Source organism: Aquimarina mycalae (assembly GCF_029906345.1).
Lineage (GTDB): Bacteria > Bacteroidota > Bacteroidia > Flavobacteriales > Flavobacteriaceae > Aquimarina.
In genome coordinates, this window is the sequence record NZ_JARYGY010000002.1 from 180,050 (window position 1) to 197,298 (window position 17,249).

Below are 17,249 nucleotides of genomic sequence, written 5' to 3' on the forward strand. Positions count from 1 at the left end.
AGGAATTACAGGAGCACAAGGTGTAACTGGAGCACAAGGAATCACAGGTGCGCAAGGAGTAACTGGAGCACAAGGTGTAACGGGTGCACAAGGAATCACAGGAGCACAAGGAATCACTGGAGCGCAAGGTATCACTGGTGCACAAGGAATCACAGGTGCACAAGGTGTAACTGGAGCACAAGGTGTAACTGGAGCACAAGGAATCACTGGAGCACAAGGTATAACTGGAGCGCAAGGAATCACTGGAGCACAAGGAATCACTGGAGCACAAGGAATCACAGGAGCACAAGGTGTAACGGGTGCGCAAGGAATCACAGGTGCGCAAGGTTTAACAGGTGCACAAGGAATCACTGGAGCACAAGGTGTAACTGGAGCACAAGGTGTAACTGGAGCACAAGGAATCACAGGTGCACAAGGTGTAACTGGAGCGCAAGGAATAACAGGAGCGCAAGGAATCACTGGAGCGCAAGGAATCACTGGAGCACAAGGAATCACAGGAGCACAAGGTGTAACTGGAGCACAAGGAATCACTGGAGCGCAAGGAATCACAGGTGCACAAGGTGTAACTGGTAGCCAAGGTGTAACGGGTGCGCAAGGAATCACAGGTGCGCAAGGAGTAACAGGTGCACAAGGAGTAACTGGAGCACAAGGAATCACAGGAGCACAAGGAATCACAGGTGCACAAGGTATCACAGGTGCACAAGGAATCACTGGAGCACAAGGAATCACTGGAGCACAAGGAGTAACTGGAGCGCAAGGAATCACAGGTGCGCAAGGTGTAACTGGAGCACAAGGAATCACAGGTGCACAAGGAATTACAGGAGCACAAGGAATCACAGGTGCGCAAGGTATCACAGGAGCGCAAGGTGTAACGGGTGCACAAGGAATTACAGGTGCACAAGGAATTACAGGTGCGCAAGGAATCACTGGAGCGCAAGGAATCACTGGAGCACAAGGAATCACTGGAGCACAAGGAATCACTGGAGCACAAGGTGTAACTGGAGCACAAGGTGTAACTGGAGCGCAAGGAATCACTGGAGCACAAGGAATCACTGGAGCACAAGGTATAACTGGAGCACAAGGAATCACTGGAGTACAAGGTATAACAGGTGCACAAGGTGTAACGGGTGTACAAGGAATCACTGGAGCGCAAGGAATCACAGGTGCGCAAGGAGTAACAGGTGCTCAAGGAATCACTGGAGCACAAGGAATCACTGGAGCACAAGGAATCACAGGTGCACAAGGTGTAACTGGAGCACAAGGTGTAACGGGTGCACAAGGAATCACAGGAGCACAAGGTATAACAGGTGCACAAGGAGTAACTGGAGCACAAGGTATAACAGGTGCACAAGGAGTAACTGGAGCACAAGGAATCACTGGAGCGCAAGGAATCACAGGTGCACAAGGAATCACAGGTGCACAAGGAATCACAGGTGCACAAGGAATCACAGGTGCACAAGGTGTAACTGGTAGCCAAGGTGTAACGGGTGCGCAAGGAATCACAGGAGCACAAGGTATAACTGGAGCACAAGGAATCACTGGAGCACAAGGTATAACAGGTGCACAAGGTGTAACAGGTGCACAAGGTGTAACGGGTGCACAAGGAATTACAGGAGCACAAGGAATCACAGGTGCACAAGGAATCACAGGTGCGCAAGGTGTAACTGGAGCACAAGGAATCACTGGAGCGCAAGGAATCACAGGTGTACAAGGAATCACAGGTGCGCAAGGTGTAACTGGAGCACAAGGAATTACAGGAGCACAAGGAATCACTGGAGCACAAGGAATCACTGGAGCACAAGGAATCACTGGAGCACAAGGAATCACTGGTGCACAAGGTGTAACGGGTGCACAAGGAATCACTGGAGCACAAGGTATAACAGGTGCACAAGGAGTAACTGGAGCACAAGGAATCACAGGAGCACAAGGAATAACTGGTAGTCAAGGAATCACAGGAGCACAAGGTATCACAGGTGCGCAAGGAATCACAGGAGCACAAGGAATCACAGGAGCACAAGGAATCACAGGAGCACAAGGAATCACTGGAGCTCAAGGAATAACTGGAGCACAAGGTGTAACTGGTAGCCAAGGTGTAACGGGAGCACAAGGAATCACAGGTGCGCAAGGAGTAACAGGTGCACAAGGAGTAACTGGAGCACAAGGAATCACTGGAGCACAAGGAATCACAGGTGCGCAAGGAGTAACAGGTGCACAAGGTGTAACTGGAGCACAAGGAATCACAGGTGCGCAAGGAGTAACTGGTGCACAAGGTGTAACTGGTGCACAAGGTGTAACGGGTGCACAAGGAATCACAGGAGCTCAAGGTGTAACTGGAGCGCAAGGAATCACTGGAGCACAAGGAATCACAGGTGTACAAGGAATCACAGGTGCACAAGGTGTAACTGGAGCACAAGGTGTAACGGGTGCACAAGGAATCACAGGAGCACAAGGTATCACAGGTGCGCAAGGAATCACAGGAGCACAAGGAATCACTGGAGCTCAAGGAATAACTGGAGCACAAGGTGTAACTGGTAGCCAAGGTGTAACGGGAGCACAAGGAATCACAGGTGCGCAAGGAGTAACAGGTGCACAAGGAGTAACTGGAGCACAAGGAATCACAGGAGCACAAGGAATCACAGGTGCACAAGGTGTAACTGGAGCACAAGGAATCACAGGTGCGCAAGGAGTAACTGGTGCACAAGGTGTAACGGGTGCACAAGGAATCACAGGAGCTCAAGGTGTAACTGGAGCGCAAGGAATCACTGGAGCACAAGGAATTACAGGAGCACAAGGTATCACAGGAGCACAAGGTGTAACTGGAGCACAAGGAATCACAGGTGCACAAGGAATCACTGGAGCACAAGGTGTAACGGGTGCGCAAGGAATCACAGGTGCGCAAGGAGTAACAGGTGCTCAAGGAATCACAGGAGCACAAGGAATCACTGGAGCACAAGGAATCACAGGTGTACAAGGAATCACAGGTGCACAAGGTGTAACTGGAGCACAAGGTGTAACGGGTGCACAAGGAATCACTGGAGCGCAAGGAATCACAGGTGCACAAGGAATCACAGGTGCACAAGGTGTAACTGGTAGCCAAGGTGTAACGGGTGCGCAAGGAATCACAGGAGCACAAGGTATAACAGGAGCTCAAGGTGTAACTGGAGCACAAGGAATCACTGGAGCACAAGGTATAACAGGTGCACAAGGTGTAACAGGTGCACAAGGTGTAACGGGTGCACAAGGAATTACAGGAGCACAAGGAATCACAGGAGCACAAGGAATCACAGGTGCACAAGGAATCACAGGTGCGCAAGGTGTAACTGGAGCACAAGGAATCACTGGTGCACAAGGAGTAACGGGTGCACAAGGAATTACAGGAGCACAAGGTATAACTGGTGCACAAGGAGTAACTGGAGCGCAAGGAATAACAGGTGCACAAGGAATAACAGGTGCACAAGGTGTAACAGGTGCGCAAGGAATCACAGGTGCACAAGGTGTAACTGGTAGCCAAGGAGTAACTGGAGCGCAAGGAATCACAGGTGCGCAAGGTGTAACTGGAGCACAAGGAATCACAGGTGCGCAAGGAGTAACAGGTGCACAAGGAGTAACAGGTGCACAAGGAGTAACTGGTAGCCAAGGTGTAACGGGAGCACAAGGAATCACTGGAGCACAAGGTATCACAGGTGCGCAAGGAGTAACTGGTGCACAAGGTGTAACTGGTAGCCAAGGTGTAACGGGAGCTCAAGGAGTCACTGGAGCACAAGGAATCACAGGTGCACAAGGAATAACTGGAGCGCAAGGTGTAACTGGAGTACAAGGTATCACAGGAGCGCAAGGAGTAACGGGTGCACAAGGAATTACAGGTGCACAAGGAGTAACTGGTGCACAAGGTGTAACTGGTAGCCAAGGTGTAACGGGAGCACAAGGAATCACAGGTGCGCAAGGAGTAACTGGAGCACAAGGAATCACTGGTGCACAAGGAGTAACTGGAGCGCAAGGAATAACAGGTGCACAAGGAATTACAGGTGCGCAAGGTGTAACTGGAGCGCAAGGAATCACTGGAGCTCAAGGAATAACTGGAGCACAAGGTGTAACTGGTAGCCAAGGTGTAACGGGAGCACAAGGAATCACAGGTGCGCAAGGAGTAACAGGTGCACAAGGAGTAACTGGAGCACAAGGAATCACTGGAGCACAAGGAATCACAGGTGCGCAAGGAGTAACAGGTGCACAAGGTGTAACTGGAGCACAAGGAATCACAGGTGCGCAAGGAGTAACTGGTGCACAAGGTGTAACTGGTGCACAAGGTGTAACGGGTGCACAAGGAATCACAGGAGCTCAAGGTGTAACTGGAGCGCAAGGAATCACTGGAGCACAAGGAATCACAGGAGCTCAAGGTGTAACTGGAGCGCAAGGAATCACTGGAGCGCAAGGTATAACAGGTGCGCAAGGAATCACTGGAGCGCAAGGTATCACAGGTGCGCAAGGAGTAACTGGTAGCCAAGGTGTAACGGGAGCACAAGGAATTACAGGAGCACAAGGTATCACAGGTGCGCAAGGTGTAACTGGAGATCCAGCAACTAATATCGTAACTAACTTATCTCAGAATACTACTACTGGAGTTATAACTTATGTAAATGAAAACACTCCAACTCCTGATACACAAACTGCCAATGTAGTAAGTACTGATACAGATAATGAAATAAATGTTGGTTCTGATGGAGGAGCATTCTTTGTTAGTCCTGTAAAGTCTATGGGGAAAGTAGCTGGTAATGGAACCGCAGCAAAAATTTTAAATGCGACTGTCTCTAGAATAGATGAAGGGGATTATCAAGTAACATTTACAAATGCAATGCCTGACGCCAATTATATTATTCAACTTTCTATTTTAGATTGTGATGGAGATTGCCCTGGAAATACTGGTGCAAATTATGACGATCCAGGTATAACTTATTACGATCAAACAACAGCAGGATTTAAAATCAATATTGGGGATAGTGATAATGGTACAAATCAAAAAGATGATATTGATTTAGAATTTATGTTTACTGTGCTAGATTTTTAACATTCAATCTTAAAAACTTATTTCTTTAGCATTTTAAATGAAAAATTATACTAAAATGAAAAAACTACCTATCATAGCATTATTTATTATTCTATCTGCAAACTTATTTGCGCAGATAGGTCCTAACGACGCAAATGCATTAATGGGATTACCAACAGCTACTGATTTAACAGAAATAAATGCAATTCTTAATCCTCAAGTTGGTTCAGTAGTTTTTAATTTGGCCGATGAAGAAATTTATAGATATACTGGAATTACTAATGGATGGCAATTAAGCACGGATGATCAAAATTCGTCTGAAGTACCATTAGCTTCTAATATCGATGTCAATGAAGGAGCAATTGGGTCTCCTACATTAGAAACCACGGTAGAGGAAGTAATCCAAGCCATTGCACCAATTACATCTAAGGCTGCAAGAGTATTTTATCCTCCGTCCATAGAAATCGATGCTTCAGTAAATGGTACTTTTTCTGTAGACCTATACGCAATGTATACAGCACAATTTGGAATTCCAACTGCGGTAAGTACTGGCGCACCTGCAACAGTGCCGTTATATGCAGCAACAGATTTATACTACTATGTTACTTTTGCGGATTCCTCTGTATTTGATACAGCACCAGGCGCTATGACCATAACAGCCGCTGGTGTATTGACCTATACTGTTATAGGACAACCAGCAGATTTTAACACACTTATTAATGTAGTATTTGTAGTAAGATAAATTCAGTAGAGTAGCCAATGAAACTAACAAGTCACATATCCTATCTGCTTTTAGTATTACTAATTGCATTACCAAATATTGATATTTTTGGTCAGGATACATATGAAGATGATTTTGGTGGTGGAGCAATATATAACAACAGTAGTGGTAATCAAGCCTGGACCACAAGTTGGATAGAAACAGGTGACGATGGAACTCCTGGTGGTGGTAGAATATTTGTAAGTGGTTTTGCCGATCTGGAATTCAGAAATATAGATGCCAGAAGTATTAGTAGAGCAATTGATTTATCTACTTATTCTTCAGTTGACCTTTCCTTGGTATACTTTCTAATAAATGGAAATGAGAACATTAATGTTGATTTGTTTAACAGTACAACGGGATTATGGGAAACAGTACTTACTACTGGAAATGGATTTGGAACAACACTTACCCATACCTTAACAGCAAATCAAATTTCCGCGGCATCTGCAATACGCTTCATTTCTGGAAGTGGGAACTGGGGCAATAATGAAACTATTGCTATAGATGATGTATTGTTTACAGCCACTGCATCAACCCCAGAAATATCAATCGATGATGTTGCAGTGAACGAAAATGCCGGAACCTTAGATTTCACCGTTTCACATACAGGAGGAACGACTACTGGAAGTTTTACTGTTGAATACAACACCGTTGATAATTCTGCGAATGCTCCTGGAGATTATACCGCATTTACGGGTGCTACCATAAGTTTTCCTGGAACAACTCTTAGCACCCAGACTATTTCTATTCCTATTATAAATGATACTGAAGCAGAAAATGCTGAAACTTTTTTCGTTAATCTTAGCAACCCAAGTGATGGCACTGTTACTATTGCTGATACACAAGGAATTGGAACTATAAATGCAAACGATGCTATTTCAATTGTTATTGACGATGTATCCGTGAATGAAGCTGCAGGTACGGCTACTTTTACAGTAACATCATCTGGCGGCTCATTGACTGGAGGATATACAATTGATTATGCAACAGCCGATAATACTGCAACTATTGCTAATAATGATTATACTAGTACCAGCTCTCCTCCTTCTCTTACCTTTACAGGGAATCTTGGAGAAACTCAAACAATTACTGTACCTATATTAGAAGATTCTGACATTGAAGGAACTGAAACATATTTTGTAAACCTTAGTAATTCAAGTAGTGCTCTTGTAACCATTACTGATACTCAAGGTTTGGGTACGATTATCGATAATGATGCTGGAATAAGTATCAATGATATATCCGTAAATGAAAATGCTGGAAATGCTACCTTTACCGTTACACTAACTGGAACAATATCTGGTGGTTTTACGGTCGAGTATGCTACAGCTAATAATACTGCAATTGCTCCAGGCGATTATACTGCTACTGGTTCTCCTAATCCCACACTATCTTTTGCTGGAACTGATGGAGAAACCGAAACTATTACTATTCCAATTATTGATGATAATATTGTAGAAGTTACTACTGAAACATTCTTTGTTAACCTAAGTAATCCTAGTGTAGGAACAGTTATTTTAACAGATGCTCAAGGTATAGGAACTATTACAGATGACGATACTGCTTCGATAGCAATTAATGATATTTCTGTTAATGAAACAGCTGGAACTGCTACTTTTACAGTTACTCATTCTGGAGGTGGAAACGTTTCAGGAGGTTTCACGGTTGAATATGCTACTGCTGATAATACTGCAATAGCTCCAGGTGATTATACCGCTACTGGCTCTCCGAATCCTACACTTTCGTTTTCTGGAACTAATGGAGAAACTCAAACTATCATAATTCCAATCATTAATGATACTGACGTAGAAGGAACTGAAACATATTTTATAAATCTTAGCAATATAAGTAATACCTTGGTATCCATTGGTGATAATCAAGGATTGGGTACTATTATAGACGATGAAGCTCCATTTATTATTACCGATTTTATTACAGACAATACTTGTAGTGGAATTTTTGTCGATTCTGGTTCTATAAATGGTCAATATAACAACAATGAAACAATAACTTATACCATTTGTCCAGATACTGCTGGTAGCTCAGTTGTATTAAATTTCACATCATTTGATGTAGAGGACAATTTTGATGCACTAGCTATCTTTGAAGGTACAACTACCACTACATTGATTAGCACTCATGACAATGGTAATATTCCAACTACAATTATTTCTTCGGATCCATCTGGTTGTTTAACGTTTATTTTTACATCTGATGGTTCTGTAACTGGAAACGGATGGCAAGCTACCATATCTTGTACTGGTGCTACTTCTAGTTTTGTCACAGTTAATAATGTAACAGTAAATGAAAATGCTGGTACAGCTACGTTTACCGCAACTCATTCTGGAGGAAATGTTCCTGGTGGATTTTCTGTAAATTATGGTACCATAGATGACACTGCATTTGCAGACTCTGATTTCGTAAACACTACAGGAACCCTAAATTTTTCTGGAACTTCTGGTGAAAGTCAAACAATTACAGTACCTATTATTAATAATATTTTCGGAGAAAATACAGAAACATTTTTCGTGGATCTTAGTAATTCTAGTTCGCCTTTAGTTGGTTTAGTTAATGGAATTGGAACCATACTTGATGATGGTGATCCAGCAGTTTCTGATGATGTTCCATTAACGCTTTTTGATGAGTTTAATGGTTATTATGATTATGCACTAACCGCTGGAACCCTTAGAACTGCAGATGAAGGAGTAGATCCTTGTGCCATTACAGCCTCTTCTTCTAACACTTTAACAACACCTATTGTTGCTGGTTCTACGATTGAGAAGGCCTATTTATTATGGGGACATTCGAGCGTTGCTGCTGATGATGTTGTTACTTTTGAAGGGCAAAGTGTAACTGCTGATGTTGTTAATTCTGCTGCGGGTGGTTTTTATTATGGAATGGTAAGCGATGTTACATCTATCGTTAACAATATTCCGGACCCATCAACCAATACTTATGATTTTTCAGGACTTACTATCGATAATGGTAACGAGGTTGGGTATTGTAATGGTACGGTAGTTTTTGGTGGATGGGCCTTATACATTTTTTATACGAATCCTACATTTCCTGCGGTTAGTATCAACATGTATAACGGTTTTGATGGAGAAATTAATAGTACTACATCATATACTTTATCAGGATTCTTTGCCATTGGTTCTACTGGGTCAAAAACCTCTGTATTGTCGTGGGAAGGTGATGGTGCCAGAACAGGTAATGAAACCATATCGGTTACTACAACTTCTGGAACCACTAATCTAACAGGAGATGGGGATAACAACCCTCCTACCCTTAACAACGTTTTCAATTCTACGATTTATGATGATACCGCAAGTCCAGTAATTAATGATTCTTCTCTATTTGGATTTGACTTAGATACTTATGATATTTCTCCGCTAATAGCATTAGGGGAGACAACAGCCACTACCAATATAGAAACTGGTGGTGATTTTGTTATACTCAATTCTGTATTGCTAAAAGTACCTAGTAATTTAATGACTGGTACCGTTTTTGAAGATATTAATTATCCTGGAGGTGCTGGTAGAGATCTTGCAACATCGTCTGGTATTGGGGTTGAAGGAACTACTGTAGAACTGTATGATAATACAAATACGTTAATAGATTCTGATATAACAGATGTAAACGGAGACTATAATATTGGTGGTATGGCCAATGGTGACTACACACTTCGTGTTGTTAATAATACGGTTAGATCTACTAGAGGTGGTGGTGCTACTTGTACCACCTGTATACCTATCCAAACGTTTAGATCTACGTATACAGCTAGTACTTTAGGAACTGTGATTAATGAAATTGGTGGGGCTAATCCAGCTAATGAAGATGTAGCCGCTGGTATACTTGCAGGTGCACAAACAGCTTCTGCTATTACCATATTTACTGAAGGAGCCGTGGATATCGATTTTGGTTTTAATTTTAATACAATTGTTAACACTAACAGTGATGGACAAGGTTCTCTTGGGCAATTTATAATTAACGCTAATAATATTGATGAAACAGGTCTAAATATAGAGGCAAATAGTATTTTTAACCCAGCTGCAGGAGAAGATACTTCTATTTTTATGATCCCTCCAACAGGAGATCCGTTAGGAAGAACTGCAGATGCTAATTTTGGTAGTGGTTTTTTTGACATTAACCTACCTAACGTATCTCCTCTGGATGTAATTTCGGGTGATGCTACACATATTGATGGTCGAACACAAACTGCTTATTCTGGAGACACCAATACTGGGACTGTAGGATCAGGAGGAACCGCTGTGGGAACATCTGCTACTACCCTACCGAACTATAATTTACCCGAAATACAAGTACGTAGTGACAATGGAGATGTTATTCAGATTCAAGCTTCTAACACTGTAATAAGGAATCTAGCTGTTTATAGTGGAAATAGAAGAGCTATTCGTCAAGATTCAGGAACAGGAAATTTAATTACAGAAAACCTATTAGGCGTTAATGCTCTTGGAGTAGTTGGTCCTGTGGGTGTTGTAAGTTATGTAGATGATGGTTTTGAAATTAATGACGGAACAGTAACTTTAGATGGTAATTATATAGCTTCGAATACTGATTTTGGAATTTCTATAAATGGAGGAACCTCAACACTGATTCAAAATAATCACATTACCAATAATGGATTTAGAAATTGCGAATTTAACATAAGGGCAGTTAACGGAAGTGGTATCGTTATCCAAAATAACTTGATTGACGGATCAGCGTCAACAGGCATTTTTGATAATCAAGGTAACCTAACGATAACAGAAAATACAATAACTACAGGAGGAAGCGATAATGGTTGTGCAAATCTTACAGGAATCAATTTAGCGCAAAATAATTCTTCTGTAACTAATAATATTATTAATAATAATGGTGGAGCTGGTATATCGTTGACAGGTGGAACAACTTCTGGAAATCTAATATCTCAAAATTCGATATTTGCTAATGGAACTGTTGCGGATGCATTAGGAATTGATATAGCTAACGACGGTGTTACTATAAATGATAATGGTGATACGGATACTGGTCCTAATGGAAGTCTTAACTTCCCTATTTTCGAATCTGTTTCGATTAATGGTACAACTTTAAAAATAATAGGCTGGTCTCGTCCTGGAGCAACGATAGAAGTTTTTCTTACAGACATCAATCAAGGAACAGCTACAGCTGGAGATAATCAATTAGGGTTAACAGTAGATTATGGTGAAGGTCAGACATTTATAGGTTCTGGTGTAGAAGGAAGTGGTGGAGATTCTGATGCTACAACATCAGCATACACTGGTGCGGATGGTAATGCAGATAATACAAATAGGTTTAACATAAGTATTCCATTGAGCACGATAATTCCTCCAGGAAGTATGATTACAGCAACAGCAACTGTCTCTAATAGCACTTCTGAGTTTGGAAACGGCTTTGCAATTGGGGTAGGTACTGTTATTACGAATAGAAGAATTACCTATAGAGTGCAACCAAATTAAGCAAACGAAATGAAAAAAATAATAAGTACATATCTGTTTTTATTTTCGCTTGTAGTAAGTGCTCAAACTGCATTTCATAATTTTGGTAATGTGCAGATTCATGATCAAGGTCAAGTAGGGTTTCATTTAGATGTAATTAACGATGGAGCTTTTGATCAAAATGTTGGATTTACTGGTTTTTATAATCAAAATAGCTTAACAATTTCTGGAACAAATCGCCCAATTTTCTTTGATATGGAAATTGATGTTTTAAATGATTTATTTCTTGAAGTTGCCGTGGGTGTTAATAATTTTCAGGAATTTACAAATGGAAGGGTATTCACACCTAGAGATCAAATTAATGTTTCTCTAGATTACATTAATGATGCTCCATATTTAGGTGTAAATAACGACAGACATGTTGATGGTTACGCTTCGATAACAGGTCAGCTTGATTTTTCATTTCCTATAGGAGATGATTTTCGTCATAGACCTGCACGAATTGAAAGTCAGGCAGCAATTAATACAGCACGAGCAGCTTATTTCTTTGAGAATCCTAATTCTCCTAACTTTTTTCCTGATACTTTTGATACCGACGATTTTGGTGATTTATTATTTGGGGTTAGCATTTTTGAATTTTGGGATGTAGACGGAGATCAAGAAACTAGTGTAACCTTAAGCTGGGATACTAATAGTAACATCCCTACTTTAGTTAGTGATTTGCAAGATTTAAGAGTAGTAGGATGGGATGCTAATCTAGAACAATGGGTCAACCTTGGAAACATAGGATTCACAGGAGATCTTGACAATGGGGAAATTACATCTGATCCAATAATCCCTGATAATTATGTAGTACTTACTTTTGGTACTTCTAATAGAATATTAGATGGTGATTTAGAAGTATTTACTGCTGTTTCACCTAACGGAGATGGATTCAATGATACATTTGTTATACAAGGGCTCATACAGTTTCCTGACAATGAGTTGTTTGTATACAACCGTTGGGGGGTTTTAGTTTATAATCGAAAGGCATATCACGAAGTACAACAGACATCCGAGGCATTTAATGGTATTTCTGAAGGTAGAGCTACCATAGCAAAAGGAGAAGAACTCCCTGTAGGTACGTACTATTATGTATTATTAGTAAATGGAGTAAAAGATCGCGCAGGATACCTATATATTAATAGGTAATCAGTGTTTTTTGTTATATCATACTTGTAAAAAGCTTCATTTTTATACAGATCTATTTTTCAACACTTTAAGTGAAATTCAATTTAGAATAAAAAACTTAATTTCGATATTTAACTTTGTATAATAATATTCATTTTTCATCCCCTTATTTATGAAAAAACTTCTACTATCATTATCCTTTTTTTTTATATTGTTTTAATGCATTTTCTCAAATAGATGCGAACTCTGTTATGGGATTGCCCACTGCAGCTACAACTGCAGAAATGAATGGAGTAACTGGTGCAGCAACAGGTGCTATCTTATATAATCTCGAAGAAAACAAAATTTTCGTATTTGACGGAACCAATTGGGTTTCTACTTCCAATGACAACTGGCTCGTTGATGGAAACACTGGATTACCTACTACGTCATTCTTAGGGCATATTGATGATGTAAGAATGGAAATCAGATCCAATAATTTACCTCTCTTACAATTCGGAAGAAGACAAACGCTTGGTTTGGTACAAGGTTTTCCTGATTATACCGATGTCGATCAACCTCTTGTACTTCTTAATGGAGATGGAACAACTTCTGCACTTCAGTTTACTGCAACAGGAGCTAGCTTTTATAGGCCTATATTTTTTACAACAACCAATGGTAGTTTCAGATTAAAAGGTAGTACAGGTGGTACTGACCTATTTGAGATTGGATCTGCTGGACCAGCTAATGATGGAAGGTTAGAATTTATTATTGGTGACGATGGTGCCGAACCGATAATCTTCAAAAGATATGATTATAGAAGAGGACAATTCCACAGAGAGTTTTTTAGAGTGCAGGGAAGTAATAATACTGCTGATGCTACTACACGATTTGGGATAAATTTAAACACTCAAGAAGTACCTATAGATGCTGATTATGATGATTCTTCAGCTGGGTTTACTATTGCTAATTCTACATTCCAGGTAGAAGGATCTATATCAAAATCCATACTTACAACAACTGGAAATCTAACATTGACCGAAAATCATTACACGATCATCTTGGGAGGTATTCATACCATCACTTTTCCAGCAGCAAATACTTGTCAAGGAAGAATCTATAGTATAAAAAACCCTAATAATAACAGTACCACAATTAGTTCCTATGTCTCTACAGACAACTCTAATCAAACTATCATACCCAATGAATCTGTATTATGGGTTCAAAGCGATGGCACTAACTGGATTCAAATAAACAATAATTCAGCTACAAACACATCTGGTCTTCAATACTATACTTGGGATATTCCCAATACTTCCCAGCCAGACATTGATAATATTCGCAGTTTAGGAGTTTCAACCTCTCAAGGCTTATCTTCCATTCCATTAAATAATACTTCTCGAGCGACTATAGCTCCAGATGCAGATGGTTACATCTTATTTTATTCTGGAACTATTAATGTTCAAAATACAGGTCTTTTCACCTTTAATGCCCGATCTGATGATGGTACAAGAATTTACATTGACAATGTACTGATTGTAGAAAATTGGTTTGATCAAGGTCCAACCACCCGATCAGGTTCTGTAACTCTTGCTGCTGGTGAGCACAATATTGAATTTTGGTATTATGAAAATGGTGGAGGTGATTTTATGCAATTTACCTGGGGAGCTAATCCAGATGGTTATACTGTAGGTAGTGATATCGATGCTACTATTTTTTTCATAAAATAATACTTCCCAGCTATATATGATTCTATCAAAAACAAAGGAGTCACTTAGGTGTTTTTTTCCAAAAATAATCATACATTTAACCTTAATGTAGAATAGTAATGAAAAATGACAACGTTATTCAGGTTCATTTTTTATTAAGATTAAAACCTAAAAAATGAAAGAAAAATCAGGAAAAATTCAAGATATAATAGATAAGAAATTTCTAGAAGAGCGTAGTGTTTTTCTATGGGGTCAAGTTGATGATAAATCAGCTAAGCATGTTATAGACAGATTAATGTATTTGGATATGATAAGTAATGAGGAAATTAAACTATACATTAACAGTCCTGGTGGATATGTAACTTCAGGATTTGCAATGTATGATACTATTAAAGCTTTAAAAAGTCCTGTATCTACTATCTGTACTGGACTAGCAGCTTCTATGGGATCGATTCTTTTAAGTGTGGGTGAAAAAGGACGCAGATTTATTCAACCGCATGCTAAGGTAATGATACATCAGCCAAGTGGAGGTGCAAGAGGGCAAGCTTCTAATATTGAAATCCAGGCAACTGAAATCCTAAAAACTAAAGAATTAAGTGCTCAAATTCTTGCAGATAATTGTGGCCAGGAAATTGATAAGGTATTAAGAGATTTTAATCGTGATTACTGGATGGATGCAGAAGAATCTATAGCATATGGCATTGTAGATGGAATACTTTCATAAAAAATTCATATCATTTTTTTAGATATTTACTTTTAAAAACTAAAAATTGCCGCAACAATAATCTAATGTGTAGTTGCGGCATTTCGTTTTAATTTCTTAAATTACAGATGTATCCATAGGTTCTTAAGGATCAATTTTTATAGAAAATATAATTCCCCCAAATAATGAAAAGAAAAAAATTCATTCAAGTAAGTGCTATGGGACTGGTAGGATTATCTTCAGTTTCATTTACCAGTTTTCAATCGAAAATCAGTAAGGACGACCTTATGGGGAAAGGAAACCCTATAATTGTAGGCGAAGGATATAAACTGCGTAAAAAAGCGAATCAAGCCTTTTTAAAAATGAAAAGTGCAGCCTTAAAACAAGGCATTAAAATTAAAGTTGTTTCCAGTTATAGAGATTATGCCCATCAAAACCGTATTTGGGAACGTAAATACGAAAGATATACAGCAAGCGGATTATTACCTACAAAAGCCATTCATAAAATAATCGAATATTCTACAATTCCGGGTACTTCTCGTCATCATTGGGGTTCGGATATAGATATTGTTGATGGAAGTGTTAAACAGCCTAAAGATGTGCTTTTAGAGAAACATTTTCATAATGATGGGCCTTTCGCTAGATTTAAAACTTGGATGGATCATAATGCAAATGATTTTGGTTTCTATCTCGTTTACACAAATAAAAAAGGAAGAAAAGGTTTTAAATATGAACCTTGGCATTACTCCTATGCTCCTACTTCAATACCAATGCTTAAGGAATTTAAAAAACTTGATATCAAAACCGAATTACAAAAAGCAGTATTAATGGGAAGCTCTCATTTTTCATCAGAATTTATCCAACAATATCTGAATGAGAACATCTTGGATATTAATCCTAAATTACTGTAATACATACTAAAAGCTAATTCTTTTAGTTATATAAAAAAGCCCTATACCTCATGAAAAATGTATTAACCTATTTCTGTATAACGCTCGTGCTGTTATCAATCGGATCTTGTTCTTCAGAAGATGATGCCGAAATTACTGATCAAAATGTAATAGAACTTACAAATGACGCTAATATTTCAAATGATATTCTTTCATTGGTAAATGAACACAGACAAAGTATAGGATTATCCGTTTTATTAAAAAATGAAACTGCAGAGGAATTAGCTATTGATCATACAAAATACATGATCTCTATAAGTGAAATTAATCACGCAAATTTTAATCAGAGAAGTGACGTTTTAAATACTCAAGAAAATGCAACTGGAACTGCTGAAAACGTTGCTAAATTTTATCCAGATGCGCAAAGTGTTGTAAATGGATGGCTTAACAGTACGGGACATAAAGCTAATATTGAAGGTAATTATATGTATACTGGTATTTCTGCAATAAAAGATCAAGATGGTCGATACTATTATACACAACTTTTTTATCGCTAACATGCATGCTCAACTATGCCAATTAGCACTATAAGTGTTCAATAGCCCGAACACAATACCTCTAGTAGTTGCTTACCAAAAATGTTATTTACAATTATTGGTAAGCAACTTTTATATTTAGTAACTTTAAGAATCCAAAAATAATTTGTCGTTAACATAAAAATATAATCCTAATGAGACGTGGTGGATTAAAAATAAGAATACTAATAGGCCTTGCCATTGTTGCTTTTGCTTTTATTAAAAAATGCAACAATAAAACTCATAATCAGTATACCGATCGTGTACAGAACATTAATATGACCACTGATCAAGAAATTGCAATAGGGCTTCAGAACGAACCAGAAATGACAAGACAACATGGAGGTTTATATCCCGATCAAAGGCTTCAAAACTATGTGGATAATGTAGGTAACAAGTTAATTAATAACACCATGGCTAGAGAGTCGCCATATCGCTACGAATTTCATCTATTGGCAGACCCTAATACTATTAACGCATTTGCATTACCAGGAGGTCAGATATTTATCACCTATGCTTTATATTCTAAATTACAAAATGAAGATCAATTAGCAGGTGTACTTGGTCATGAAATAGGACATGTTTTAGGAAGACATTCTGCAGAGCGAATAGCAGAGCATGAATTTTGGAAAACCATTTCTACAGGAGCATCTGTTGGCGTAGATGCTGGTGGCCTTGTTAATGGAATTGGACAAAACATACTTTTAGGTAACGGAAGAGATGATGAACTGGAAAGTGATAAATTAGGGGTTTTATTTATGATTAATTCTGGTTATAATCCTCAAGAGATGATTGGAGTCATGAATATTCTTAAAAACGCAGCTGGCCCTAATCGTACTCCTGAATTTCAGAGTACACATCCTGATCCAGATAATCGAATCGAAAAAATTCGCGAGGCAATCGAAACATACAGTAAATAATACAAAAAACTTCGCCTGTACCTAAACAAGCGAAGTTTTC

General features: G+C 39.2%; 9 protein-coding genes. All 9 read left to right on the top strand.

The genetic code is table 11. From position 1 onward, the window contains the following. Window positions 1–5,062: beta strand repeat-containing protein (locus QBK95_RS05470; RefSeq protein WP_280931386.1), on the top strand; the 5,062-nt coding region annotated here is incomplete at its 5' end. Window positions 5,063–5,117: 55 nt separating this feature from the next. Next, the gene (locus QBK95_RS05475; protein WP_280931388.1) at window positions 5,118–5,783 is read left to right on the top strand and encodes a hypothetical protein; all 666 of its coding nucleotides are present in this window, start codon (window positions 5,118–5,120) and stop codon (window positions 5,781–5,783) included. Window positions 5,784–5,800: 17 nt separating this feature from the next. Then, on the top strand, window positions 5,801–11,284 hold the full coding sequence (locus QBK95_RS05480) for a beta strand repeat-containing protein (RefSeq protein ID WP_280931391.1): 5,484 nt from the start codon (window positions 5,801–5,803) through the stop codon (window positions 11,282–11,284). A gap of 9 nt (window positions 11,285–11,293) precedes the next feature. Continuing rightward, entirely contained in the window at window positions 11,294–12,454 is a 1,161-nt protein-coding gene (locus QBK95_RS05485; RefSeq protein WP_280931393.1) for a T9SS type B sorting domain-containing protein, read from the top strand. Between the two features lie 230 nt (window positions 12,455–12,684). Then, window positions 12,685–14,142 carry a PA14 domain-containing protein gene (locus QBK95_RS05490; protein ID WP_280931395.1) on the top strand — a complete coding sequence of 486 codons (1,458 nt, stop codon included), beginning with the start codon at window positions 12,685–12,687 and terminating at the stop codon, window positions 14,140–14,142. A gap of 154 nt (window positions 14,143–14,296) precedes the next feature. Further along, the gene (locus QBK95_RS05495) at window positions 14,297–14,845 is read left to right on the top strand and encodes a ClpP family protease (RefSeq protein ID WP_280931398.1); all 549 of its coding nucleotides are present in this window, start codon (window positions 14,297–14,299) and stop codon (window positions 14,843–14,845) included. A 164-nt stretch (window positions 14,846–15,009) separates the two neighbouring features. Then, window positions 15,010–15,735 carry a M15 family metallopeptidase gene (locus QBK95_RS05500; protein WP_280931400.1) on the top strand — a complete coding sequence of 242 codons (726 nt, stop codon included), beginning with the start codon at window positions 15,010–15,012 and terminating at the stop codon, window positions 15,733–15,735. A 50-nt stretch (window positions 15,736–15,785) separates the two neighbouring features. After that, window positions 15,786–16,271: a CAP domain-containing protein gene (locus QBK95_RS05505; RefSeq protein WP_280931402.1), complete on the top strand. Its 486-nt coding sequence runs from the start codon at window positions 15,786–15,788 to the stop codon at window positions 16,269–16,271. Window positions 16,272–16,444: 173 nt separating this feature from the next. Then, entirely contained in the window at window positions 16,445–17,209 is a 765-nt protein-coding gene (locus QBK95_RS05510) for a M48 family metalloprotease (protein ID WP_280931403.1), read from the top strand. Window positions 17,210–17,249: the final 40 nt, after the last annotated feature.